22 protein-coding genes and 3 pseudogenes are annotated in these 23,354 nt (G+C 61.0%); 3 read left to right on the top strand and 22 right to left on the bottom strand.

Annotation, left to right across the window (positions count from 1 at the left end; all coding sequences use genetic code 11):
* Positions 1-91: 91 nt before the first annotated feature.
* From ACWUI2_RS01250 to ACWUI2_RS01275, 6 genes and pseudogenes are all read right to left on the bottom strand, one after another.
* On the bottom strand, positions 92-1,393 hold the full coding sequence (locus tag ACWUI2_RS01250; RefSeq protein WP_486985028.1) for a TRAP transporter large permease: 1,302 nt from the start codon (positions 1,391-1,393) through the stop codon (positions 92-94).
* A 28-nt stretch (positions 1,394-1,421) separates the two neighbouring features.
* Positions 1,422-1,871: a TRAP transporter small permease gene (locus ACWUI2_RS01255; RefSeq protein ID WP_486981048.1), complete on the bottom strand. Its 450-nt coding sequence runs from the start codon at positions 1,869-1,871 to the stop codon at positions 1,422-1,424.
* 61 nt (positions 1,872-1,932) lie between these two features.
* Positions 1,933-2,741, bottom strand: a pseudogene (locus ACWUI2_RS01260) (TRAP transporter substrate-binding protein).
* A complete protein-coding gene (locus tag ACWUI2_RS01265; RefSeq protein WP_486981049.1) occupies positions 2,732-2,977 on the bottom strand; it encodes a hypothetical protein in 246 nt (81 codons plus the stop codon). The pseudogene ACWUI2_RS01260 and the gene ACWUI2_RS01265 overlap by 10 nt, the downstream one beginning before the upstream one ends.
* A gap of 7 nt (positions 2,978-2,984) precedes the next feature.
* The gene (locus ACWUI2_RS01270) at positions 2,985-3,797 is read right to left on the bottom strand and encodes an SDR family NAD(P)-dependent oxidoreductase (protein WP_486981050.1); all 813 of its coding nucleotides are present in this window, start codon (positions 3,795-3,797) and stop codon (positions 2,985-2,987) included.
* Positions 3,794-4,864 carry a mannonate dehydratase gene (locus ACWUI2_RS01275; RefSeq protein WP_486981051.1) on the bottom strand — a complete coding sequence of 357 codons (1,071 nt, stop codon included), beginning with the start codon at positions 4,862-4,864 and terminating at the stop codon, positions 3,794-3,796. Before ACWUI2_RS01275 ends, ACWUI2_RS01270 begins: the two co-directional genes overlap by 4 nt.
* Positions 4,865-5,028: 164 nt before the next feature.
* On the opposite strand from ACWUI2_RS01275, the pseudogene ACWUI2_RS01280 reads away from it, so the two are divergent.
* Together ACWUI2_RS01280 and ACWUI2_RS01285 are read left to right on the top strand one after the other, a co-directional pair.
* Positions 5,029-5,151: pseudogene (locus ACWUI2_RS01280) on the top strand (helix-turn-helix domain-containing protein); the annotation flags it as partial.
* A gap of 331 nt (positions 5,152-5,482) precedes the next feature.
* The gene (locus tag ACWUI2_RS01285; RefSeq protein ID WP_486985088.1) at positions 5,483-6,115 is read left to right on the top strand and encodes a type 1 periplasmic-binding domain-containing protein; all 633 of its coding nucleotides are present in this window, start codon (positions 5,483-5,485) and stop codon (positions 6,113-6,115) included.
* On the opposite strand, the gene ACWUI2_RS01290 is transcribed toward ACWUI2_RS01285, so the two are convergent.
* The 6 genes from ACWUI2_RS01290 to ACWUI2_RS01315 all read right to left on the bottom strand — a co-directional run bounded on the left by ACWUI2_RS01290 (position 6,037) and on the right by ACWUI2_RS01315 (position 15,741).
* On the bottom strand, positions 6,037-7,845 hold the full coding sequence (locus tag ACWUI2_RS01290) for a DNRLRE domain-containing protein (RefSeq protein ID WP_486981052.1): 1,809 nt from the start codon (positions 7,843-7,845) through the stop codon (positions 6,037-6,039). The two genes, ACWUI2_RS01285 and ACWUI2_RS01290, sit on opposite strands and share 79 nt — an antisense overlap.
* A gap of 10 nt (positions 7,846-7,855) precedes the next feature.
* Entirely contained in the window at positions 7,856-8,488 is a 633-nt protein-coding gene (locus ACWUI2_RS01295) for a discoidin domain-containing protein (RefSeq protein WP_486981053.1), read from the bottom strand.
* A gap of 15 nt (positions 8,489-8,503) precedes the next feature.
* Positions 8,504-10,468: a hypothetical protein gene (locus ACWUI2_RS01300; RefSeq protein WP_486981054.1), complete on the bottom strand. Its 1,965-nt coding sequence runs from the start codon at positions 10,466-10,468 to the stop codon at positions 8,504-8,506.
* Positions 10,469-10,484: 16 nt separating this feature from the next.
* A complete protein-coding gene (locus tag ACWUI2_RS01305; RefSeq protein ID WP_486981055.1) occupies positions 10,485-11,213 on the bottom strand; it encodes a hypothetical protein in 729 nt (242 codons plus the stop codon).
* Between the two features lie 138 nt (positions 11,214-11,351).
* On the bottom strand, positions 11,352-11,657 hold the full coding sequence (locus ACWUI2_RS01310) for a hypothetical protein (protein WP_486981056.1): 306 nt from the start codon (positions 11,655-11,657) through the stop codon (positions 11,352-11,354).
* Between the two features lie 616 nt (positions 11,658-12,273).
* Positions 12,274-15,741: a DNRLRE domain-containing protein gene (locus ACWUI2_RS01315; protein ID WP_486981057.1), complete on the bottom strand. Its 3,468-nt coding sequence runs from the start codon at positions 15,739-15,741 to the stop codon at positions 12,274-12,276.
* Positions 15,742-15,883: 142 nt separating this feature from the next.
* Between ACWUI2_RS01315 and ACWUI2_RS01320 the strand changes: the two genes are divergently transcribed.
* Positions 15,884-16,537, top strand: a complete 654-nt coding sequence (locus tag ACWUI2_RS01320; protein ID WP_486981058.1) for an RraA family protein — start codon at positions 15,884-15,886, stop codon at positions 16,535-16,537.
* Between the two features lie 111 nt (positions 16,538-16,648).
* Here the strand turns inward: ACWUI2_RS01320 and ACWUI2_RS01325 are convergent.
* The 10 genes and pseudogenes from ACWUI2_RS01325 to ACWUI2_RS01370 form a co-directional block, all read right to left on the bottom strand.
* A pseudogene (locus tag ACWUI2_RS01325) lies at positions 16,649-17,571 on the bottom strand (lactate/malate dehydrogenase family protein).
* Complete coding sequence (locus ACWUI2_RS01330; RefSeq protein WP_486981059.1) at positions 17,568-18,629, bottom strand: class II aldolase/adducin family protein; 1,062 nt, start codon at positions 18,627-18,629, stop codon at positions 17,568-17,570. The pseudogene ACWUI2_RS01325 and the gene ACWUI2_RS01330 overlap by 4 nt, the downstream one beginning before the upstream one ends.
* A complete protein-coding gene (locus ACWUI2_RS01335; protein ID WP_486981060.1) occupies positions 18,626-18,925 on the bottom strand; it encodes a EutN/CcmL family microcompartment protein in 300 nt (99 codons plus the stop codon). The genes ACWUI2_RS01330 and ACWUI2_RS01335 overlap by 4 nt, the downstream gene beginning before the upstream one ends.
* Positions 18,922-19,218 carry a EutN/CcmL family microcompartment protein gene (locus tag ACWUI2_RS01340; protein ID WP_486981061.1) on the bottom strand — a complete coding sequence of 99 codons (297 nt, stop codon included), beginning with the start codon at positions 19,216-19,218 and terminating at the stop codon, positions 18,922-18,924. The genes ACWUI2_RS01335 and ACWUI2_RS01340 overlap by 4 nt, the downstream gene beginning before the upstream one ends.
* Positions 19,219-19,228: 10 nt before the next feature.
* Complete coding sequence (locus ACWUI2_RS01345) at positions 19,229-20,707, bottom strand: aldehyde dehydrogenase family protein (protein ID WP_486985029.1); 1,479 nt, start codon at positions 20,705-20,707, stop codon at positions 19,229-19,231.
* Positions 20,708-20,782: 75 nt separating this feature from the next.
* Positions 20,783-21,097: a EutN/CcmL family microcompartment protein gene (locus ACWUI2_RS01350; protein WP_486981062.1), complete on the bottom strand. Its 315-nt coding sequence runs from the start codon at positions 21,095-21,097 to the stop codon at positions 20,783-20,785.
* A gap of 6 nt (positions 21,098-21,103) precedes the next feature.
* A complete protein-coding gene (locus tag ACWUI2_RS01355) occupies positions 21,104-21,397 on the bottom strand; it encodes a BMC domain-containing protein (RefSeq protein ID WP_486981063.1) in 294 nt (97 codons plus the stop codon).
* A gap of 63 nt (positions 21,398-21,460) precedes the next feature.
* Positions 21,461-22,654 carry an acetate/propionate family kinase gene (locus ACWUI2_RS01360; RefSeq protein WP_486981064.1) on the bottom strand — a complete coding sequence of 398 codons (1,194 nt, stop codon included), beginning with the start codon at positions 22,652-22,654 and terminating at the stop codon, positions 21,461-21,463.
* 49 nt (positions 22,655-22,703) lie between these two features.
* On the bottom strand, positions 22,704-22,982 hold the full coding sequence (locus ACWUI2_RS01365; RefSeq protein WP_486981065.1) for a BMC domain-containing protein: 279 nt from the start codon (positions 22,980-22,982) through the stop codon (positions 22,704-22,706).
* Positions 22,983-23,027: 45 nt separating this feature from the next.
* Positions 23,028-23,297: a BMC domain-containing protein gene (locus ACWUI2_RS01370; RefSeq protein WP_486981066.1), complete on the bottom strand. Its 270-nt coding sequence runs from the start codon at positions 23,295-23,297 to the stop codon at positions 23,028-23,030.
* Positions 23,298-23,354: the final 57 nt, after the last annotated feature.

Raw genomic sequence — 23,354 nt, forward strand, 5'->3', positions numbered from 1 at the left:
GCAATTGAACCCTTACTGACATTGTTCAGGAACGATCAGACCCTTGCAACGCACTCCGGTTCCCGCGGGCGGAAAACAGTCAGCCGTCCTTTTAATTCAAACCGAACGCCCCTGGCAGCCAGAGACTTATCCCAGGAAAGAAAGTTACCAGAGCCAGGACCACTACCATGGCCAGGAAATAGGGCAAAAGGGCCGGAATCATCCGGGCCATCCGCACCTCCGCGACCGAGGCACCGATAAAGAGGGTCGAGCCTACCGGAGGGCTACAAAGCCCGATCGCCAGATTCAAAACGATGATGATCCCGAAATGAACCGGATCGACGCCCGCCTCCATTGCCGCGGGCAAAAAGATCGGAGTGAAGATCAACAACGCCGGAGTCATGTCCATGAAGGTCCCCACCGCGATCAGGACCAGGTTGATCACGATCAACAGGACCAGCGGGTTCTCCGAAAGTTGCAGCAGCGCCCCGGCGACGGTCTGGGGCAATTCCTCATAGGCCATGACCCAAGCCATCGACAGGGAGGCCCCGACGATGAGCATCACGATCGACGAGGTCCGCGCCGCCGCCAACAAAATCCCCGGCAGTTCCCGGAAGGAAACCTCCCGATACACCAGAACGGTCAGGACAAAACTGTAAAACACCGCGATTCCCGCCGCCTCGGTCGCCGTGAAAAAACCGGCGATGATTCCACCGATCACCACGACCAGCAAAAACAGGCTCGGCAAGGCATGCAAAAAAGTGGTTCCGATCTCCCCCCACCGAACCGGCGGACCGGCGGCAAGACCCCGCCGCCGGGCACCCGCATAGGCCACGGCCATCAAGGCCGATCCGAGCAGCAAACCCGGCAGGTATCCGGCCACGAACAGCGCCCCGATCGATACCCCTCCCGCCGCCAGCGAATAAATGATCAATGGCGTGCTGGGCGGAATCAGCAGGCCGGTGGTCGCCGCGGTCACATTGGTCGCCGCGCAGAATCCTCGGTCGTATCCGTCCCGCGTCATCGGTCCCGTCATCACCCCGCCGATAGCCGCCGCCGAGGCGGCCGCACTCCCCGAGATCGATCCGAAGAGCATCGCGGACAAGATGTTCACGAAGGCCAAGCCACCCCGGACCGGCCCCAAAACCGCCTTCGCAAACGCGATCAGTCGCCGGGCCACCCCTCCCTGGCTCATGATTTGCCCCGCCAACACAAACAGCGGGATCGCCAACAACGCGAAGCTGTCCATCGCCGTCGCCATTTGCTGAGCCATCGTCGTGACCGAGGGGAAAAACGGTATGCTGAAGAGGAGGGTCAGCAACGAACTGAGGGCGATCGCGAACGCGATCGGCACCCCCGCCACCAACAACAAGCCGAAGGACAAGACCAGGACGATCGCCGGCAGCCATTCCATCATCTGGTTTCTCCTTCAAATAAGTCCATCACACCGCGGCATCCGCTCCGCCTTCTCCCCCTTTTTCTCCGGGCAAAGCCGAGCGCGGGTGGAGGAAATGGTAGAGAGTGTAAAAACATAAACAGCCTCCGCTCACCGGAATACAGAGATACACAAAGCCGAGCGCGATCCCGAGGTCGGGACTCCGCTGCCCCAACTGAAAACTGAGCCAGACCAGCGACCCGCCCCCGACAACCAGGATGAGCAACCCCGCCGCGAAGACCACCACATGAGTAAACCGGTCGGCGACCCGAAAGGCCGCCGGCTTCAATTGGCCGAGGCAATAATCCATCGCCAGGTGGTAGCGTTGTCCGATCCCGTAGGCCGCACCCAACGTCCCCAACCAGAGCAACTGATACCGGGCCAACTCGTCCGTGTAATCACTGGCGTCCCTCAGTATCAATCGTGTGAATACCTGCCACAGGATCGCCAGCGTCATCCCCCCAGCAAAACGACCAGCGCGAATTCGAGACAACGGTCGCAAATTCGTTTCACCCCGTTCACGGCTCCATCCTCCTCACCCGTTCGACGATTTTATACAGACCGGGATCCGTCTCGCGGGTCCGTTCATAAATCGATTCGACCCGATCCATGAACGGCCTCCGGTCAGGGGTGATGATCTCCACACCCGCCGCTTCCAATTCCGCGAACGCCTCCCTCACCGCATCCGCCCAGACTTCCCATTGATAGCGCTCCGCCACCGCCACCGCTTTCTCCAGCCACTCCCGTTCCCGGGGGCCGAGTCTCTGCCAGACCGGTTCGCTGATGATCAACATGTCGGGAATCGCGGTGTGTTCGTTGAGGAAAAATAACCGGTGATCTCATAATGGCGGGAGAGGAAATACGAGGGAGGATTGTTTTCCGCCGCATCGACCACGCCTTGCTGGAGAGCCGAATAAAGTTCCCCCCAGTTGACCGAGGCCGGCGACCCGCCGAGCGCCCGCACCATCGCCCGCGCCATCGGACTCGGGATCACCCGCACCCGCAGGCCGGCCAGATCGTCCGGATGCCGGATCGGCCGGTTCCGGGTGTAAAAACTTCGGCTGCCGGCGTCGAAATAAGCCAGCCCCCGCAACCGCTGATCCAACCCCGCCTCGAAAAGCCCCCGCCCGACCTCTCCGGACAATACCGCGATTCGATGGTCGTCATCGCGAAATATGTATGGAAAACCGAATACGCGCAGATCGCCGATGAAACTTTCCAGCACCGCGGCCGAGGCGACGGTCATGTCGAGACTCCCGATCTGGAGCAGCTCGATCGTCTCGCGAAGTCCGCCAAGTTGACCGTTGGGATAGATTTTCAACTGCATCTTCCCCCCGATTCCTCTTCCAATACCTGCCCCATCCGCTCGGCGGCCAGATGCACCGGATGGTTCCGGTCCAGCGGATGCGCCACCCGGAGAACCACGCGATCGCCGGGGCCGCGGCCGCAACCGGCAGACATTCCGAAAATCAGGAGACCCAGCCCCAGCAAAAGGGCCGTCGCCACGAACGAAACCTTCCCCTCCAGGCATCGGGATACCGGTCCGTTGCGGCTCGTCGACATCCCACGATTACAATCCGATGCTGGCGCCTCCGTCAACCGGCAAGACCACGCCGGTGACAAACCGGGCCGCCGGGGAACATAGATAGACCGCCGCGTGGCCAATGTCTTCCGGTCGACCGAAACCGCCGATCGGGGTCCGCTCGAGGATCCGTTTCTTCCGTTGCGGATCGCTTTCCAACGCACCTCGCAACATCTTCGACTCGATCCAGCCGGGGGCGATGGCGTTGACCCGGATGCCGCGACCGGAGTATTCCGCCGCCATCGCACGGACGAGCCCGACATATGCGCTCTTGGCCGCCGCATAAGCCGCCACCCGGGGCAAGCCGATCAGCGAGGCCATCGACGCGATCATGACAATATTGCCCGAGCCGCGTTCGAGCATGCCCGGAATCACCGCCCGGTTGAGGGCGTGCGCGGCGAACACATGGGTGTTCATCACCGCGAGAAACTCCTCGTCGGAGACTTCATCGGTCGGCTTTTTCAAATGGATCCCGGCGTTGTTGACCAAAATCGTCACCGGGACCTCTCCATCCCGCCCCGCTTGCTCCACCAACGAAGCGGCTTTCCCTGTCGCGGTAATGTCGTGGACGAGATATTGCGCCGCGTCGCCGATTTCCCGGACCGCATCCGCCAGCAATTCCTCGCGACGACCGACCAAGGTCACCCGCGCCCCGGCCGCCGCCATGCAACGGGCTATCCCGAGGCCGAGCCCACTCCCGCCCCCGGTGATCAACGCATGTTCATGGCGAAGCAAAAACGCGGGATTCGCCGCTTCCTCGACCGCCCCGGCGGGGAATCCGATCATTGAAACCGGTTTCATCCTTGCACCTCCTCCAGGGCCGATCGCATGTAGCCGAGGGCATAAGCCATTCCGGCATGCCACGGGGCGCCACATTTCATCGACGGGGTGTGATCCGGGATCAACACTCCGTCATACTCCGCCGAATGCAGGATGCGAAGAATCCGCTTCATGTCGATATCCCCTTCGTCGATAAAGACCTCCTCATAATCAGGTACTTTACCCCGGACGTTGCGGAAATGCACGTAGCCGATCGCCCCTTGGCGGGCATATTTCTCCGTCGCCTCATACACATCTCCCGTGGTCATTTCGGAAATACTTCCCAGGCAAAACTCCAGAGCGTTGGCCCGGCTCGGATAAAGATCGAGCAGACGCTGATACATCTCCGGCTGATACACCAGCCGGGGAGTCCCCCGCAGGGTCGGCATCGGCGGATCATCCGGGTGGGCGGCCAACCGAACCCCGCTCTCCTCCGCCACCGGGACCAACTCCCGCAGAAATCGTCCCACCCGCTCCCAAAGCTCCTCATGGGTCGGAATATCACTCTGCAACGTCCCGACAGGAGCGGAACTGTCATAGACCATGTTCCAAATCTGACCCGCCGGGATCGGAGTCTCCTCAGGACCGGCCGGCCCGCGGAACGCGACCGACTCCGCTCCCCCGCGCCCCCATGGCCCCACCACATGGCCCCACACCCCCGCCAACGAAAAATTATAGCCGATGATCGGAATCCCGGCTTCGCCCACCCGGCGGACCATCGTCTTCAGATTCTCCATCTGCTCGTCCCGGGCCGGTCCATCCAAAAGAATGTCGTGCCAATGGGCCGGATCAAAATTCTCGATCGCCTCCAGTTCCAACCCTTCCGCGTTGATCTCCTTCTTCAGGCCCCGCAATTCTTCCACACTCCAAAGATCGTCCGGACTCCGGTCGCTCGCCCCCCAACTGGTGACTTCATCCGTGCCCGTGAGTTGCCCTCCGGACATGTAGTCGACCAAGTGGGCCACGATGTGCGTGCATCCGCATTGGCGGGCAAACTGATAGTTCTCACGCCGCAACATCCGACGGTATAAACCGAGTCCAATTTTCATAAGCAACAATCGGAAACCAGCCTCTTCTCCTTTTAATTCTGATCCCGGGAAAAGCGTTGTGGACATTTCCCCATCCAGCAAACACGCTACTTCTGACATTGTTGAGTAAACGGTTTGAACCGTGCTCGCCAAATCACCGATCGCCCATGTCCGATTCCGTATCCATGACAGATATCGCCCGGAAGGCCGGGGTCTCGCGTTCCACCGTTTCGCTCGCCCTCCAGGGAAGTCCGGAACTTCCTCCCGCCACCCGCGAGCGCATCCAAAAGGTCGCCCACGATCTGGGATACCGGCGCAACCCTTACGTCACCGCCCTGATGCGGAGTCGCCGCCGCGGCAAACTGCCGGCCTCCCCACCCACCCTGGCTTTCGTGACGTTCTTTCCATCAAAACAAGGCTGGGCGGAGGCATTCCCCGGGATTCAAGGTTGTTTCGAAAGCGCCCGCGCCCAAGCGGAGTCGCGCGGGTTTCACCTGGAGGAAATCTGGGCGCCCTTGGAGAAGTTCACGCCGGTCCGCCTGGGGGAGATCTTACACCCGCGGCATCAACGGCGCCATTTTCTCCCCTTTCCCCGAACCGAGGCAAACCTACGACTGGCAATGGGAACGTTTCGTCGCGGTGGCGATCGGGCCGACCCTGGTCGACTCCCGCGTCCACCGGGTCCGCAGCAACCATTACGAAGCCTCGATCTCGATTATTCAGGAATGCCGGCGACTCGGCTACCAGCGGATCGGCCTCGCCATCAGCGAGAAATTGAATTCCCGCCTCGGTTATCGCTGGCTCGCCGCCTACCTCGCCGAGCACCACACGTCCAAACACACTTTTCCGCAACCGCTCCTCACCCATAATTGGGGCCAAAAAACGTTCCTCCGCTGGATCGAACAGGAGGCCCCCGACGTCGTCATGGTGAACCGCTTCGAGGAGCCGCTCGCCTGGCTCGAGGCCGGCGGATATCGGGTCCCGCGCGACATCGGTCTCGCCACCTTCGCCTGTCCCGCCATGGGGAGTCCGCTCGGGAATCTACGCCACCTGGGAGCAACAGGGCATTCGCGCCGCCAACCTTTTGATCGACAAGGTCACCTACAACGAACTTGGCCGCGTCGACTACCCCGATGTCTCGCTGGTCAATGGTCTTTGGAATCCGGGCAAAACGGTTCGCAAACAAGCGTGAATCATTCCATCCGCCGCAGTTCCATCGCATCGACATCCAGACCGGTGGCGTCGCCTACCGCGATGAGTCGAACCCGGTAGGTGCCCGGAAGCAGTCGGACCGTCGCCCCCGCTTCAGCCCACTCGCCTTCCGCCGTCGCCGCCGGCCGCAGCGGTCGATCGAGGATAATGCCCCCGATCGCCAACAAGAGCTCCAGTTCGCGCCCGCCGTTCAATCCGTAGCGGAAGACGAATTCGTGCTTCCCCTTCTCTTCGACTTCGACTTCCAGTTCAAGAAAACCACCCGGTTCCCCGTTGAAAGTCACATGCCCGGTGCCGGTATGCCCCGATCTCTCGTTCGACCATTCCGCCCCTTCGAACCGACCGTATTCCGCCTCATGAAACTCGGTCGGTTCCCACATGAAGCGTTTGACCGCCACGATCTGGTTGCCGACCCGCGGACGGGAATACTGGTTCTCTCGAATGTCATAGACCCAATTGGCGTATGCCACCATCGGCGCGTGCTCCATGAAGACATCGAAGAAGGGCCGGCTGAAGAACGACTGGTAAATCAAATGCATCCGATGGGCGAAAAAGAGTCTCCGCAACTGGGCCATCATTTCGGGACCGTCGTTCTCCTCGTCGATCAACTTGAACACTTCGTCCATCGCCAGTTGCAGTTCAGACCGGTATTTCCACTCGATCGGCAAAAGCTCCCGCACCGCTCCTTCGAGCGCCTCCCCCGCCTCCGATCCGGGCTCGTATTGAAACCGTCTCGAAACCCGCTCGATCTTGGCCGCGATCTCTTTCTCCAAATCCTCCTCGGTGTATTCGCGCTGCCAGCGACCATCATTGAAGCGGGAATAAATCCCGACCACCCCGCTGATCTCGACTTCCTCGGGCGGCCGTACGAAAAACCGGGCGATTTGCAGCGGTGAGATGTGCTCGACCACCGGACCGGCGTTATACCAGTTTTGGGCCCGCGAATAATCGAGGACCTTCATGTATCCAAAAAAGTCCGTCATCGCCTCTCTGGCGCGCTCCTCATCATTATTCCTCACGATTTCCGGAATCTCCTCGAACAGATCGCGCAACTGAAGCATCGCGTTTGGCAGAGTGATCCGCGCCCGCACCATGATATCCCACAGATACGGGAACTTCCGCTGCATTTCATCCATCCCGATCATTGGATCCTGCGCCCAATTCGTGTAACGGGTGCCCCGCTCCCGCAGCCAGCGCTCATAGAGCGGAAGCGGCGGCGGAAAAGCCAGGGTCGGATTCGGCGTCACCAGAGTATGAATACTTTCCGGCACCTTCTCCTCCAGGAATTTACCCGTCACCACCAGACGGGGCCCTTTACCAGTCCAATGCTCGCTCGCCGCAATGTGGGTGTGCTGGCCGAGTTCCAGGTCGTCATCGCCCCGGATCAAAAGTCCGCCGTTCGAATCAGGATCGTCCATCCATTGACGCACCAGGTCACCGGGCAATTCGAATTCCAACCAGGTCCCTTCATCGCCGTCGGCGATCCGGCTCGCCAGCGGTTTCGTGGAAAAATCGACCCCCGGAACCGCCAAACCCGGACCACCCGCCCAGGAAACTCCTTCCGCCAATTCGCTCCAAGTGGCGGCCTCCGGTTCGCGACTCGCCTCCGAGCTCCCTTCCTTCCACCCGGCGTTGGCGTCGCTGATCCGGTGCAAATGCAACGCGAGGGGCTGCATCTGGGTCAGATTCTTCGGAACGTAGAGCAAGACCTTGGCCGACTCGACATCCATCTTGGGAAGGCCGGCCAAATCAAAGCGCAGGAGGCTTTTCGTCCTGACAAAATCATACACGATCGCCGGTTTATGCCCCTACTTGCAAATACTGTCCGTCCCCATAATTCCACTTCCCCCAATAATCGCCGCGCCGCAGTTGGGTATCGTGGACCCTGGCCGGACCCGATACGATCAAGGTCTCCTCCTGGGGCGCGGCCCAGACGTTGAACTGGTGAATGCTCGCCCAGCTCGAACGTCCTCCCTCGATCCCTTCGATCGAAAGGCGGACGTAACGGGCCGGAACCCGGTCTACCTGGTCCACGATTATTTCCCGTTCCTCCCGGTTCCCCCGGCGATCAACGATCCGCTGGAAATCGACGCCGTCCCTGGATGCTTCGACGATGTATTGATACGGGCGCTTCCCTTCCGGCATTACCTCGATTTTCTCCAGGGTATGGACATCGCCGAGATCAACCTTCAGCCAGGCCGGTTTTCCCCAGGCGGATCCATCCTCGGAGATCTCTCGGGTCGGCACCCGCCAACGGGTTTGCGCATCACCGTCTACCGCGTGCTCCGGCACTCCTCCCCGGGCATGCCCGACCGCCGTGACCGGCTTTCCAAGGCTCACATGGATGTTGTCGCGAATGATTTCCTGGGCCTCTCCGGTATTCGAAAAGCAGAACAATCCCGCCAGGAGAGTCGATGTCAGAAGTCTTTTCATACGAGTTTTCAGCATTTAGAATAATGGTTCAAGGATCAGCCCGCCGAGCCGCAGGTCGCCGTTTCCAGTCGTCACCTTCAGCGTCGGGAGGCCCGCATCTTCCAGTTTCAGATCGAGCGCCAGCCGACGAACGTCGTCGGCTCCCTGGACGGCGGCAAACTCTTTCGAAGCGATCGGCCCGGTCCCGCCGTTGACCACCTCCAACGAGATCGCGGAGTCCATATCGCCAGGTACCAGAAGCGTGAGACGGTATTCGCCAGGTTGGAGGCTTCGCGTTCCGGCATGGGTCTCCCGGCTCATGATCGGCCCGAGTTGGATCGTCATTTCACCAGCCCCGATCAACCCGGTGCGAACGATCTCCGCCTCGACCGATCCGGCGTCGCCGTCTTGGTCGTCCGTTTGGTAAATTCCGTATCCGGTTTCCGTCTCCCCAAGCACTTCCCAAAGGTTCCGTTCCGTGTCGAAGTGAAAGGTGTAACGCCCGGGGTCTTGAGCGAGTTCCTCGTGAATGGTCGGACCAAAATTGTATCGAATCGGTTTCAATCCGACCATCTGCCCGAGCATCTCATAATGACTCAGCCACCGGGTGTTCATCGAAACGATCAATCCTTGCTCGCCCCGGGTCAGGGTTCCGTTTTGGGAAAATTCCGCGAACCGGGCGATCGCCTGCTCCGGACTGGTTTCCCGCAACGCCTCGCGGGCGGCGACGACGTCGCCCGCGTTGCGCAAGGCCTTGGCTTCACGGAAGCGATGCTCGTTCTCGAAAACCGCCAGAATATAATGCTCCATTCCCCGGAAATATTCGATCCATTCCTTTCCAGCAGGTGAAAGCGAATCGGTGTCAATCGCGTCGAGGAGTCTCAGCCGCCTTTCCTTCCCCCGCCGGACTTCGTCCAACTCCGCCAGCGTGTCGTCACCCGAGGCGGTGTGCATGAAACGGGAACTGGTTTCCCGGCCGATCCGGGGCATGCCAGACAGCCACGCCTCCAAATACCGCGTCAGCGCCTCCCCTTGGGCTTCTCCCGCCAGGTCCGTCCCCATTCGGGCGACCGCTTCGCCGAGCGGCTGGTTCCTCGATCCCTCCCAAAGCTGGTTGACGGTCGACTTGAAATAGAGGTCGAGCGGTTTGGTCATCCAATGGATCACCGCCAAGGTCCCGCCTTCGACACCCATGACCGTCAGCCGATCGTGCAGATTCGAAAACGGTTTATACGGAGGCCCGAAGTAATCGCCGTCATCGTGATGCGCCCAGGCGATCGGATACATGGGCCGGCCTCCCAGGATGGTCACTTCGGCGAAGGCCGACTGCAGGTCGGGCCATTCGAAGAAGGAATCGTCCCGGATCACGTCCCAATCGAGAGGCATCAAGGCGACACCTTCAGGCATGAACGCATGCATCAGCCGGGGGTTAATGAAATGGCCGCCCCGCCGCGGCAACACGTCCCGGCGTAACCAGGTCCCGAATACGATTTCGACATCCTCCCGTCCGAGCTCCTTAACCGCCCGCTGGTAGGCTTCGACGATCTTCGCCAATCCGAAAAGCCGCGGCGACCATGGGTGCATCGAGAGGTGCGGAAGTCCCGCCATCGTCCTCTCGTATTCCTCCCGCCAGACTTCCGGCAAGGTCTCCGGCGTCAAACGGGTCCAAGGTCCGTTCCTCTGCCCGGGGCGACACCAGGGTGCCAGGACGTTGATTTCCGGATACACCTCCAACAGGTTACGGATCTGCTCTTTGTAGAGCGAATATCCTTCCTCGCTGTCCGGAATCGGCAACCAATGGCCTTCCACCTGGAACCGGGCCTCTTCCGGGAGGAGGGTAACCAACTCCTGGGGATTGGCCGACTCCGTGTCCACGTCGATGGAGAAAAACACGCTCATTCCCCGCTCTCCCGCATAACGGAACGCTTTTGCCATCAACTCTTGGGCCGCCTCGGTTCGTTCCCGGTCCGTGCCGTTCACCGCCGCTTCGCTCCCGAACACCGGGTTTTCAAAAACTTCACCCCCACATGCGGCGCACGTCGTTGACGTGGTTCGTCGCCCAATCTCGACCGACCCGGGTGGAGGTGAGGTTGCCGACGGGGCGCTGGGTCCCCTGAAACTCGAATCCGATCATCGGGTTGTTGCCATACGCATGGACCATGATCCCGTTGTATCCCATTTTCTGAGACTGCCGAACCCACTCCTTCCATTGCTCGGCGTCCCACGAGGAACAACCGGAGAGAAAATTGTGCCAATTGAAGACTAGGCGCCGCTCCATCAGAGGGCGGTCACTAAAGTCCCAGCCTTCCCATCCAAATTCGGGACGCGGTTCCGCCGGAACCGCCGAGAAGTTGAGATAAGCCCCGTAACCGAGCCGATCCAACAGCCGGTGGACACCCTGCACCAAACCTCCCGCATCGGATCCGAGAATCACCCCGACTTGCCGGCCTTCGCTTTCGGCGGTTCCCACCACAAAGCTCTCCGGCCCTTCCGGCAAGCGCCCGCCATCGAAGGCGTTCCCCAATGCGGGCAACTCCCCCACCCCGAGGTGGATCACCGGGCCGTCCTCTTCGCCCGGACCCCCGGAGCCGACTTCGAAACGAAGGCCGGCGAAGAGTTTTTCCAGTCCTTCGGCCAATTCCTGCCCGGCGATCTCGACCGAGCGGGCGGCATCCGAAGGAAGCACGATCGTTCCGGACGAACCCGCAGGACGGTCGGCACTTTGAAGATCCGTTGAAAACATCATAATCGAGAGCGCAATGAGTGCGAATGAATGGAGACGGAAACGCATCGAATGCATGGTCGAATTCTTTAAGGATCGATTCAAATCAGCCCTAACTGGCATTGTTCAGAAAAAACACGGGAAAGAGTCCGTAATGTTGGGTCACGGATCGATTAATTCAACGTGCAGACGCACAAAAATCCGGCCGAAATCCGCCAGTTTGACTTCGATCAGGACCCGTTCCACCAAGCCTGCCTCCCGGACATCGATTTCCTCGAAGAATTCGTCCCCGTCGAACCAGGTTTGAAGATCGTAAGAATATTGGAGGCGATAAGACAGATCGGTCGCTGCGGGCGAGCGGGTGAAGGAATAGTGAAAACCGCCGTCGACGGATTCCAGAGAAGGGAGGCGGTCCCGTCCAGGCGTCCGTGCGCCAAGTCCGCTGGCATAACGCAAGAGGTTCGACATTCCATCCCCGACCAGGTCGACCCCGGGACCGCTGGTGGCGAGATCGTCGCGCTCGGCGGGGAAAAATTCGCCTGCCGCCAGGCGTCGAAATTTTGCGGCGAGGGGGTTCCCACCAAGTCCAAGGCCAGGATTCCGTTGTTGGTTGAGAGCGCGAAAAGGCGGTTCCGGTCGAAAACCACCTTTCCCCACGCCCCGGAACTGCTTGTTCTCAGGGAAAAGTCTTCGGTGTCGAGAGGGAGATTCACCCGGTTGCCGGAAAGACTGTCGTAACCGAAGAGTTGGACGGTTTTAACAATCCCTTCCCCTCCCCGGGTCACCCCCGCCAACAATCGTCGTTCCAGATCGACCGCGATCGGCCCGACCTCCTGCGGGAAAATCGACGGGTCGAAAGCCCGGACGATGGTCCCCGTTTCGGTCGCGAAATCATACTCGATCTCCAAGAGTCTGCCGAGGGCGCTGGTCGCGGTTTTCGCCAGGAACCGATTCCCCTCCCCAAAGGCAACTTCCCGGGAAAGCTCCCCGGCTTCCGCGTCGGTGAAGATCCGCCGAGCCTGCCAGGGCCCGCCAGGCTCCCCTGCGACAAAGATCGCGGCCAGGGTCCCCCGGGAACTGAAGATCAGCTCCGTTTGGCCGCCGCCCCCCGGATCCCCATGGTTTCCCCCCAGTTTTGCCGGTTGCTGGCGAAAAGATTCCCGCCGCTCGGATCTCCGGTATAGACCAGGACCGGATCGGCCTGCTCGTTTTCCCACCGGTAAAGGCGGAACGGCACGGTCGCCGAATTGCCGACGAAATTCGCCGCGAAGATTACGCCGTCCTCCGCGACCGCGATTTCACTCAACGCGAAATCCCCTCCCGCGATTCCCGCCACCGACAGAAAACCTCGCGCGGCGCCGGTGTCGCGGTTCAGGACCGGGATCACGATCTCGCTATTCGTCACCCGGTGGACCACCAGGAGGTTCCCGGTCACCGGATTGATCGCCAATCCGCGCTGCCGGTTTCCGTCGGTCAGAAATTCGGTGGTCGCTGCCTCCAATGATTGATAACGGTAAAGATGGAAATAGTGAGGCTCCCCGGCTCCCGCCCGCAAAACCATCCCCAACAAGCCCGTGCCCGGATCGTAGGCGATCGGGGATCCATCCTCGGGGACCAGCCCGAGATCGGAGGAAAAGATCCGTCGCACGTATCCCGATCCGGCCGGCGAATTGTATTCAATTTCCAACAACGGCCGGTCGCCGCTTCCGAATCCGCTCGATTTAGCCAAAAACCGATTTCCTTTCAGAAAAGTGACTCCCCGCTCCATCAACCGGTTTTGGCCCACCACCGGATCGTCGACGAGAATCCGCGAACTGGTGAATCCGGTCCCGTTCGCCGTGGTGAACAAGGCCGCGAGGTTCTCCCGGGTGGTCGCGATGAATTCGGTCCCGGTTCCCGAACCACGAACGGCAAAGGTCAGTCCAAACCGGCGATGGGCCGCATTCGAATCTCCTTCGCTCGGATCCCCGGCATAGGCCAGCGTCGGATTTGCCGCCTCATTCTCCCAGCGATACACCTTGAACGGTCGGACGGCGCTGTCGTCGGTCCAATTGCAGGCGTAAATCGCCCCATCGTCGGAGGCGGCGATCAGATTCAGATCCCAATTGCCGCCGCTTATTCCATCGACGGAGAGTTTGCCGATTTTCGCGCCAGTGCCGCCGCTGAGGATGACGATCTCGATCTCCTGATTGCCAATCCGGTTCACCATCAGAAGGTTTCCTGTCATCGGGTTGACCGTCATCCCGCGCTGCCGGTTGTCGGCTCCGGAAAGGAAATCGACCGATTCCGGATCGATCTCCCACCGGGGCCGCAGGATTGTGGCGCTCCCACTCCCGACCAAATCGAAGGCCATGATCCCGTTGTTGGTCCCCAACGCGAACACCCGATCCCCGTCAAACGCGACCGATCCCCAGGCGGCCAGATTGCTGTTCCGCCCCGGAAACTCCGCCGCCCCCAGGACTTCGGCGGCCACCGGACCGCCGACGACCAACTCCCACCGTTTTTCCAATCGCCAGGTCTCATCGACCGCGACGAGGTCCATCCCATCAATCAGGGTATCTCCCCCGCCATGCGCGCTAAGCCGAATCGTCGAGGTTCCAGCCCGCAAATCCACCGGCACGGTGGTCCAGGTCCAGGCGCCCGCGCTGGCCGGGGTCAAGGCGAGGGGATCATGCACAATCTCGCCGTCCACCGAGAGGCGCAGGGGATTCTGCGACCCGCCGGCAGCAACCGCGTGCCGAAGGGAGAGCCAATGATCGCCTCCCGTCTCGACCTCGACCGTCCATTCGATGTGGCGCGTTCCCGCCGTTCCGAAGCTCACGTATCCACTTCCTGAATATCCTGCGAGATCGTTCCCCCACTCCGCGCCCTGAAAACGCGCGAACTCCGCTTCATGATACGGACTCGGCCCCCAGAAATACCTCGCTGCGGCGTCGATCTGACTCCCCACCCGCTGGGGCGAATATTCGTTGGCCCGCAGATCATAGGCCCACTCCAGGAAATCGACCATCGGAGCGTGCTCCATGATCACGTCGAAAAAGGGCCGGCCAAAGAAGGACTGGTGCAGAAGGAACATCCGGTGATGGAAAAACATTCGCCGAATCGCGAACAACATCTCCAATCCATCCTCCTCCACCTCGATCAGCGCCGCGACTTCGTCCAACGCTTTCTTGAGTTCGGACCGGTGGAAATACTCCGTCGGCAACAGTTCCTCCACTGCGGCACGCACCGCCAGATAGGGCGGCGTCCCCGGTTGCAGGGAGAGCCGGTTCGCCATCCGATTCACTTTTCCTTCGATCGCCGCATCGATTTCAGCCTGGGTGTATTCCGTCTGCCACCGGCCGTCATCGACCTGGGAATAAATCCCCACAATCCCGGTTGCCGCGGTCTCCTCCGGGCTGCGGACGAAGAAGCGGGCGATCTGCAACGGATTCAAATGCTCCACCACCGGCCCCGCATTGTACCAGTTTTGCCCCCGCGCATAGTCAAGCACCTGCACGCGGGTGTGAAAATCGATCATCATGCTCCGAGCCGTCTCTTCATCCCCGGAGGCGACCACCGTCGGGATCGCCAGGAAGAGATCCCGGAGGGGAATCATCGCTTTCGGAACCGTCAACCGACCCCGGACCAAAATATCCCAGAGATACGGAAAAATCCGTTGGGTCTCGTCCAAACCGATTGTCGGTTCCTGCGCCCAAGCCACATAGCGGGTCCCCCTGCCGGCCAGCCAACGTTCATAAACCGGGCCGGCCGGCGGAAAAACGAATCTCGGGTTCCCCTCCGCGAGGGTATGGATGCCCTCCGGAACGATCCCCGGGACGAAGGTTCCGCGAATCACCAGACGGGGCCCGTTGCCGGTCCAATGTTCGCTCGCCGCGATGTGGGTGTGTTGACCGACCTCCAGATCGTCGTCGCTGCGGATCAGCAGTCCGGCGTTGGAGTCGGGGTCGTCCATCCATTGCTGCACCAACTCGGCGGGCAAGTCGAACTCCAACCACTCCCCTTGGTTTCCATCGCTGATCCGGATGGAAAACGGCTCCTCCCCAGAATCGATCCCGGACATCCCCAGGCCCGGAGCCCCGGCCCAGGGAATACCTTCGGCCCGCTCGTTCCAACTGGCCGCCGACGCCTCCACCTCCGCCTCCGAGGATCCCTCCCGCCACCCGGCGTTCGCCTCACTCACCGCATGCACCCGCAAGGGCAAGGACTGCATCTGATGGAGGTTGCGGGGCACATACAGCCTCAATTGCGCCGATTCCACCTCCATTCTCCGGAGACCGGACAGGTCGAACCGCACCAGGCTGACCGCCTCAACAAAATCATGCGCGATCGCCGGTTTGTGACCGACCTGCAGGTATTGGCCATTTCCGAAATTCCACCCGCCCCACCCATTGCCTTTCCGCAACTGAGTGTCCTGAACCCGTTCCGAATCCAAAACCGTGACCACCGCCACCCCACCGGCGGCGACCCGCGCCCATCCGAATATCAACGCGATCCCCGCCGCCAGCCAAACCGCCCGGCGGGAAAACCTATAACAGGAAAAAAAGTTCATGCCGCCCCCGGAACCGGTTCGCCATCCTCAAAATAAGTCTCCCCGGTCGTGGACCGACTGGCGACCCCGGTTTTGCTGACATTGTTGAACTCCCCGGGAATTTCCTTTCCAGACCGATCCGGTTGGTCCACTGGTAATGATCATGACCGAAGAACAAATGTTTTCCACGTTCCGGACGCTTCTTTACACGCCTGTCGTTGGCGATGTGCTGGATGAGCTGGGACGATACCACCAGTTCCTGCCGCGGGCGGTGCAACCGATACGCGAAAACATGAAACTGATCGGCCGGGCGATGCCGGTCCGCTTGTCCGACGTTTACGGTCCCCAAAAGCGACCGTTCGGCAAATTGACCGAGGCGCTCGACCAACTCGAACCCGACGAGGTCTACGTCGGCAGCCTTCCCTCCCATTCCTCGGCTTGCTGGGGAGAAATCCTCACGGCCACGGCCCGCGCCCGCCGCGCGGCGGGCGCGGTGGTGAACGCCCCCCACCGGGACACTCCCCAAGTGTTGGAACAAGACTGGCCGGTCTTCAGCACCGGCCGTTTCGCGCAGGATTCCAGGGTTCGCATGATCGTGGCCGACTATCGCACTCCGATCGAGATCGAGGGCACGGTCGTGCGCCCGGGCGACCTGATTTTCGGGGACCTCGACGGCGTCGTGGTGATTCCGAGGGAGATCGAACAAGAGGTGTTCGAGAAGGCCGTCAAAAAGGCCTCCGCCGAAAATCTGGTCCGCAAGGAGATTGAAAACGGCATGTCCTCCACCGCGGCCTTTGAAAAATACGGCGTTCTCTGACTGAAGAAACCCGCAAAGCGGGCTAACCCAAATCGAAGGCGGCGTCGAATCTTCGGGGAAGATTCGCTACGTAACGATGAAGCCACGCCTTCATCGACCTATCCGGCCGGGTCAAGTCACCTTCCGCAAGGTCTCCTGGAGGGAGCGGGCGGAGGTTTGGAGGCCGAGCTGTTCTTTGGGCCAGAGTTTGATCTCGACTTGGTCGATCACCCCGCGGCGGCCGATCACGGTCGGGACGCTCAAGCAAATGTTGCGGATGCCGTAGGCGCCTTGTTGCAACGAGGAAACCGGTTGAAGGCGGCGCTGGTCGAGGACGATCGCGTCGACGGTGTCGCGGATCGCCAGGGCGACCGCCCAGCCGGCGCCCCCTTTTTCTTGATCACTTCCGCCCCGCTGCCGCGGGTCCGGGCGAACACCTGGTTCTGAAAATTCGGGGTGAATTGCGGAAGGCCGTCGATCGGCAGGCCGTTGACCGAAGCATGCGACCAGATCGGCACCATCGAATCGCCGTGTTCGCCGAGGATCAAAGACTTCACTTGCGTCGCCGCCAGGTTGAGTTCTTCCGCGATGAATGAGGAGAAACGGGCGGTGTCGAGCTGCGTGCCGAGGCCGATCACTTGCTGCCACGGCAAACCGAGGCGTTGCACGGCGAGCTGGGTCAGGATGTCGACCGGGTTCGAAACCACGAACACGATCGCGTCGCGGCGCAGGCCGGCGGAGTGAATACTGTCGAGGATCTGATTGAACAACGCGACGTTGCGGTTGATCAAATCGAGGCGGGACTCGTCCGGTTTCCGGCGGAGGCCGGCGGTGATGATGAAAATGTCGCTGTCGGCCGCCCGGGCGTAGTCCCCGGCGTAAATCCGCTGGTCGGCGGAGAAGGAACTGCCGTGCAAGAGGTCGAGCGCTTCGCCTTCGGCCATGTCGACATTGGCGTCGAGCAATTGGATTTCGGATACAAGTCCTCCGCACTGGAGGGCGAACGCCGCGCACGAACCGACTCGTCCGCCGCCGCCTATGATGGTTGCCTTCATGCTGTTGCTGCTCCTTTCAATTCTTTCATGATCATATCGGTCACCGATTGGATGATCGCCTCGGCTTCGGGATCGGCGTTCGGCTGGGGTTGAGGACGCACATCCTCGGCCGGCAATTGGCAGCTCACTCCCGGACGCCATTCGTCGTTGTCACAGAGTTCGCACTCCTTCAAGCCGTGGCGGCGGTCGGGAATGTCGAGGGTCTTCTTGATCGACAACAGATCCTGCAACTGACCGCTGGAGAAGGTCTTCAACGGTTGGCCGAGCTGGGCCGCCACCAGGATGGTGCGGCAATAGGCCTCGACGATCTCCATTTTGAAATAGGCATCCTCAACGGTGTTGCTCCAAGCGACCACCCCGTGATTGGCCATCAAAATGGTGTTGTGATGGTTGGTCATGCTGGCGATCTTCGCCCCCAACTCCGGCGTGCCGGGAGTCATGTAGGGGGCGATCGGAACTTCGCCGATGAAGACCTCGATTTCCGGGATCATGCAGGTCGGCGGTTTCACCCCGGCGACCGCGAAGCCGGTGGAGGAAGGCGGATGGCAATGCACCACCGCCTTCGCCTTCGGCTGCGCCTTCATGATCTGCAAATGCATCAGGATCTCGCTGGTCCGTTTCTTGACCCCCGCTTTCTGGTTGCCTTCCAGGTCGACCAGGCAGATGTCCTCCGGTTTCATGAACCCTTTGGATACGAGGGTCGGCGTGCAAAGGACCAGGTTCTCACCGATCCGGTAGGAAATGTTGCCGCCGTTTCCGTCGACATATTCGCGCTGCCAAAGGCGTCGGCCGATGTCGCAAATCTCCTCCTTAATCTTCTGGCTCTCCGGCGAATTGAAAATACGCTCGATCTCGCTCCCGCCCGAGGCCGACGGAGCCGGAGCGGAAGAAACCGGACGGGCTGCCGGAGCGTGGTTCCGACCATCGGGGGAGACGTTCAACGTGGAAAGCAAGTCGCGGGCGGAGGGCGTGTAGAGGGCGTTGGCGGGAAGCGAACGGAGATCTTCTCCCCGGGCCCGCATCTCCTGGATTTCCTTTTCCGTGATAACTTTTCTCATGTGACAGGTGTGTAATGGATGTGATCGAGGATCGCGCCGTTGATCGCGTCGATCGGAATGGGTGGATTGAACGGCGACGCCGCTTCCCGGCCTTCGACAAAGCCGATCAGGTCGCCGGGCCCGGCGCCGAGGTCGTCGTAAACGACCGGGCTCGCTTCCGGACTCAAACCGGGATCGCCGGGTAGTTTTTGCAAAGTCTCACGGGTCATCGGGCTGACGATCAACCATCGCGCCCCCTTGATGCCGGGGATGGTCTGACTCAACGTCACCCGGCCGATCACGTGGCCGACCTTCATCGGGAACCTCCGTTCGACTTGGCGGCCAACTCGTCGATGTTGTCGACGATGGCGACGATCATGTGACGAGCCGGACTCATTGGATCTTTGACCGCGGTGCGGGCGGCTTGGCCGTCGGTCGAGACGATGACATGATCACCCCTCCCCGCCCCTTTCGGATCGATGGCGATCACCGGTCCGCCATTGCGCCCGCCGTCGGAATTGATCGGCTGGCACAACAGCAGTTTCCACCCGTCGTAGCTCTTGTGCTTGCGGGTGGAGGTGACACTGCCTTCGACGCGGGCAAGGATCATCGGTATCGAATCAGTATATACGAAGGTTTTCCACCATCACGCACCGGCGGGTGCGGGTGAAGGTCTTCGGATTGGTCACCCCTTCGCCGGTCGGCGTGGCGATCGAGTAACTCAGATAACCCTCGCCCCCCAAGCCGAGACCGGCCATCGAAGGGCCGTTCTTGACGAACAAGGTGGTGTCCATTTCCCGGGCCATCGCCGTCATGTGGTCGACGTTGCGGGTGTGGATGATCGAGGTGTGGCGGTAGTTGTGCTCCGCCTGCTTGGCGAGTCGGATCGCTTCGTCGATGTCGCGCACCCGCACGATCGGCAGGAACGGCATCATCTGCTCCTCCTGGACGAAAGCGTGGCGGGCGTCGGTTTCGGCGAACAAGAGCTCGGTCCCTTGTGGCACGTCGACACCGGCGCGCCGGGCCAACACCGCGGCGTCCTTACCGATCAGATCGCGATTTAAAGCCGGATGTCCGCAACCCGCCCCCTGCCCTTGCGGGAAGGAAAAGACCTCGCTGGTCAAGCGGTCGAGCTGCGATGAAGACAACCGGACCGCGCTGCGGCGTTCCATGGCGGCCATCAATTCATCGGCGACCCGATCGATCACGAAGACCTCTTTTTCGCCGATGCAGAGCAAATTGTTGTCGTAAGCGGCCCCCTTGATGATGCTTTCGGCGGCCTTCTCGATGTTGGCCGATTCGTCGACCACCACCGGCGGATTGCCGGGACCGGCGCAAATGGCCCGTTTGCCGGTGACCATGGCCGCTTTCACCACTCCCGGTCCGCCGGTGATGAGAAGCAGCCGGACGTGGTCGTTGGCGCAAAGGGCGGCGAACGATTCGAGGGTCGGCTTGCGAACGATGCAGACGAGGTTTTCGATGCCGGTCTGGCGGTAGATTTCCTCGTTGTAGGCGCGCACCGCCATGCCGGCGCATTGGTTGGCGCTCGGATGGGCGTTGAACACGACGGCATTGCCCGCGGCGACGACATTGATAATGTTGCCGCTGAGCGTCGGGATCGAATGGGTCGACGGGGTGACCGCGACGACCACGCCGAACGGCGTGTATTCTTCCAATGTGATCCCGGCATCGCCGCTCATCCCATAGGGATGGATGAACTCCACTCCGGGGACGAGTTTGATGATCTGCAATTTCTCGATTTTATGGTCGAGGCGGCCGATCTTCGTTTCCTCCAACTCCTGGCGTCCCCAGGATTCGGCGTTGGCAACGGCCATTTTCTTGACGATGTCGATCACCGTGCGACGGGCCGCCACTCCTTTTTGCTGGAGTTGGCGAAACGCGTCGTGGGCGGCGGCGCACGCCTCGTTCGGATCCTCGAAGACACCGAAACGCCGTCCGGAGGAGTATCCGCCCCCATGGCCGTTGCCACCATGGCAACGGCAGGAACCGCTCCCGTTGGCCGGATGCGGAGCCGCCGGAGTGGCCGAAGCGACCGATTGGCTTTGCGGCGCGGCCGGGGGACCCCCAAGGCGACCCATCACTTCCGCTACGATATTCCTGACTAAATCTTCATTCACTGCTCAAGCTCTCCTATTATTCTCCCGGACGACCGGTCACTCCTCCCGGGCGGAAAAGATCTGTTTTCCGAATACGTCGACCGTATCCACAATCCCGATAATCACCGCGTCGACCGGACAATCCTTCAGGTTCGCGGCGAGGCGGGCGGAACTGCCCTGGGAAAACATCACCATCTCCCCTTCGCCCGCGCCGACCACATCCACCGCCACGATCGTGTTCTGTCCCGGGCGAAGTTTGCCCGGGTCCTTGTCGTCCACCAACTGGGGACGAACCAGGAGAAGGCGGCGCCCGTTCATCGAGGCGTCCTTCTTGGTCGAAACGACCGAACCTTCAACTTTGGCGAGGAACATGAGGGATTATTTCGAACCCGCTTTGTTCGGGAGAACGGCGTTGACGTCGGTATGCGGGCGGGCGATCACGTGCACGCTCACCACTTCGCCGCCGACCGCCTTCGCGGCTTGCACGCCGGCATCGGTAGCCGCTTTGACGGCGGCCACATCGCCGACGACAACGGCGGTAACGAGGGCGTTGCCGACCTGTTTCATCGGACCGGCCAACTCGACGTTGGCGGCCTTGAGCATGGCGTCGGTCCCCTCAACGAGGGCGACCAGGCCGCGTGTTTCCAACATTCCAATTGCTTGCTGTGCCATAGATGGACTTTCTTGTTTGGTGGTTTTGATAGATTTGTTTGCTGTTTTAGCCATGGGAAATAATCAGCTCCGAGGTTGATTTCGCAAAAGCCGGTGCGCTTCACGCGCCACGACCAGTTCTTCGTTGGTGGGTATCACCAGGATTTTCACCGGCGAATCGGCCGCCCCGAGCGAGCCCTCGGCCGAACCGAGCGATTCGTTCGCCGAAGCGTCGACGCGAATCCCGAGTTGATCGAGTCCGCGGCAAACCGCCTCGCGCAACCAGGGATTGTTCTCGCCGATCCCGGCGGTGAAAACCAGCGCGTCGATCCCGTTCAATTCAAGGTGGAACGCGCCGATCCAGTGACGGATCTGGTGGACGTAAACGTCGATGGCGGCCTTGGCGTCCGCGTCCCCGGCATCGGCCTTCGCCTTGATGTCCCGGAGATCGGTGCAACCGCCCGACAACGCCTTCAAACCCGACTCCCGGCTGAGAAGACTTTCGGTCTCCTCAATGGAGAGTTTTTTCTCCCGCATCATGTGCAGGAGGGCAAACGGATCCAAGTCTCCGCTGCGATTGTTTTGCGGCAAGCCCGATTGCGGGCTCGTCCCGAAGCTGTTGCCGATCGCCACGCCGTCGAGCAAACCGGTGATGGAGGAACTGCCGCCGAGGTGACACGAAATCACCCGCAACGGTTTGGCGCCCGCATCCCGCGGCTGCAATCCAGTGTAGAGTTCGGTGGCCCGTTTCGCGATGTCCGGCCGTCCGAGCAACTCCGCCGAACGCTCCGCGATGAACTTGTGGCTGGCGCCGTGGAATCCGTGACGGACCACCCCGGCCTCCTTCCAGTCGCGCGGCACCGCGTATTGCCGGGCCCCTTCCGGGAGCCACTGATAAAACGCGGTTTCGAACAAGGCGATCATCGGAACCCCCGGCATCTGCCGGGAAAAGGCCCGAATCCCCTGGACGTAAGGCGGATTGTGGGCGGGAGCGATCCGGCTCCACGCCTCCATCGCTTCAAGAAGTTCGTCGTCGGCCACCACGCAACCGCTCCGGCCCTTCGCCATGATCGTCTTGAACGCCACGGCCGAAAGATCGCCCGGCTTTTCAACGAATCCGCCTTCCCGCAACGCGGCCAGGCATTCGTCGATCGCCGCCGAATAATCGGTGACCCGCTCGTAGCCGCCCCGCGTCACCATCTCCGCCTTGTCTCCGTCGAAACGGAACAAGCGGTATTTGAGCGAGGTCGAGCCGAGATTTGCGACCAGAATATTCATCGGGCTGTCGAAAGGGTGAACCGTCGAACTCTTAGCGAAACCGGCGGAATCAGGCGATGAAGGAACCGAGACCGGCCAAATCCTCGTGCGGACGCGGAATGACCTGGACGCTGATCACCTCTCCGATTTGCGACGCGGCGGCGGCGGCCGAATCAGTGGCCGCCTTGACCGCGGCGACGTCGCCCCGGAAAAAGGCGGTCACATAACCGCTGCCGACCTTTTCCCAACCGACCAACGTCACGTTGGCCGACTTGAGAGCGGCGTCGCTCGCTTCAACGAGGGTGGCGAACCCCTTCACCTCGATCATTCCCAGTGCTTGCTGTGCCATAACTGTAAATTCTTTCGTTTTTATATTCGTTTTCCCGATACCGGACTACTTCATGAAGGTATCGAGCAAGTCTTCGTGCGGGCGGGCGATCACGTGGGAACTGACCAGTTCCCCCACCCGCGCGGCGGCAGCAGCCCCCGCGTCCACGGCCGCTTTAATGCTGCCAACATCCCCGCGAGCGAGGACGGTGATCAGCCCGCCGCCGATTTGGACAGTGCGGACGATCGTCACGTTCGCGGCCTTCACCATGGCATCGCTGGCTTCAACGCTGCCAACGTATCCTTTGGTTTCCACCATTCCTAGTGCTTCACTCATTGTATCAAGCGGCCGTGCCGCATTTGTTGGTTATTCGTGCTTTTGCTAAGCTGTTGA

It is taken from the genome of Verruconatronum alginivorum (genome assembly GCF_056590205.1).

Excerpts from the sequence above, each read along its gene's own strand:
- ACWUI2_RS01305 (WP_486981055.1), bottom strand. The coding sequence starts at position 11,213 with ATGATGTTTTCAACGGATCTTCAAAGTGCCGACCGTCCTGCGGGTTCG.
- ACWUI2_RS01320 (WP_486981058.1), top strand. The coding sequence starts at position 15,884 with ATGACCGAAGAACAAATGTTTTCCACGTTCCGGACGCTTCTTTACACG.
- ACWUI2_RS01365 (WP_486981065.1), bottom strand. The coding sequence starts at position 22,982 with ATGGCACAGCAAGCACTGGGAATGATCGAGGTGAAGGGGTTCGCCACC.
- ACWUI2_RS01315 (WP_486981057.1), bottom strand. The coding sequence starts at position 15,741 with ATGAACTTTTTTTCCTGTTATAGGTTTTCCCGCCGGGCGGTTTGGCTG.
- ACWUI2_RS01350 (WP_486981062.1), bottom strand. The coding sequence starts at position 21,097 with ATGTTCCTCGCCAAAGTTGAAGGTTCGGTCGTTTCGACCAAGAAGGAC.
- ACWUI2_RS01360 (WP_486981064.1), bottom strand. The coding sequence starts at position 22,654 with ATGAATATTCTGGTCGCAAATCTCGGCTCGACCTCGCTCAAATACCGC.
- ACWUI2_RS01335 (WP_486981060.1), bottom strand. The coding sequence starts at position 18,925 with ATGAAGGTCGGCCACGTGATCGGCCGGGTGACGTTGAGTCAGACCATC.
- ACWUI2_RS01250 (WP_486985028.1), bottom strand. The coding sequence starts at position 1,393 with ATGGAATGGCTGCCGGCGATCGTCCTGGTCTTGTCCTTCGGCTTGTTG.
- ACWUI2_RS01355 (WP_486981063.1), bottom strand. The coding sequence starts at position 21,397 with ATGGCACAGCAAGCAATTGGAATGTTGGAAACACGCGGCCTGGTCGCC.
- ACWUI2_RS01370 (WP_486981066.1), bottom strand. The coding sequence starts at position 23,297 with ATGAGTGAAGCACTAGGAATGGTGGAAACCAAAGGATACGTTGGCAGC.
- ACWUI2_RS01270 (WP_486981050.1), bottom strand. The coding sequence starts at position 3,797 with ATGAAACCGGTTTCAATGATCGGATTCCCCGCCGGGGCGGTCGAGGAA.
- ACWUI2_RS01345 (WP_486985029.1), bottom strand. The coding sequence starts at position 20,707 with ATGGGTCGCCTTGGGGGTCCCCCGGCCGCGCCGCAAAGCCAATCGGTC.
- ACWUI2_RS01310 (WP_486981056.1), bottom strand. The coding sequence starts at position 11,657 with ATGTCGAACCTCTTGCGTTATGCCAGCGGACTTGGCGCACGGACGCCT.
- ACWUI2_RS01275 (WP_486981051.1), bottom strand. The coding sequence starts at position 4,864 with ATGAAAATTGGACTCGGTTTATACCGTCGGATGTTGCGGCGTGAGAAC.
- ACWUI2_RS01330 (WP_486981059.1), bottom strand. The coding sequence starts at position 18,629 with ATGAGAAAAGTTATCACGGAAAAGGAAATCCAGGAGATGCGGGCCCGG.
- ACWUI2_RS01255 (WP_486981048.1), bottom strand. The coding sequence starts at position 1,871 with ATGACGCTGGCGATCCTGTGGCAGGTATTCACACGATTGATACTGAGG.
- ACWUI2_RS01295 (WP_486981053.1), bottom strand. The coding sequence starts at position 8,488 with ATGAAAAGACTTCTGACATCGACTCTCCTGGCGGGATTGTTCTGCTTT.
- ACWUI2_RS01265 (WP_486981049.1), bottom strand. The coding sequence starts at position 2,977 with ATGTCGACGAGCCGCAACGGACCGGTATCCCGATGCCTGGAGGGGAAG.
- ACWUI2_RS01340 (WP_486981061.1), bottom strand. The coding sequence starts at position 19,218 with ATGATCCTTGCCCGCGTCGAAGGCAGTGTCACCTCCACCCGCAAGCAC.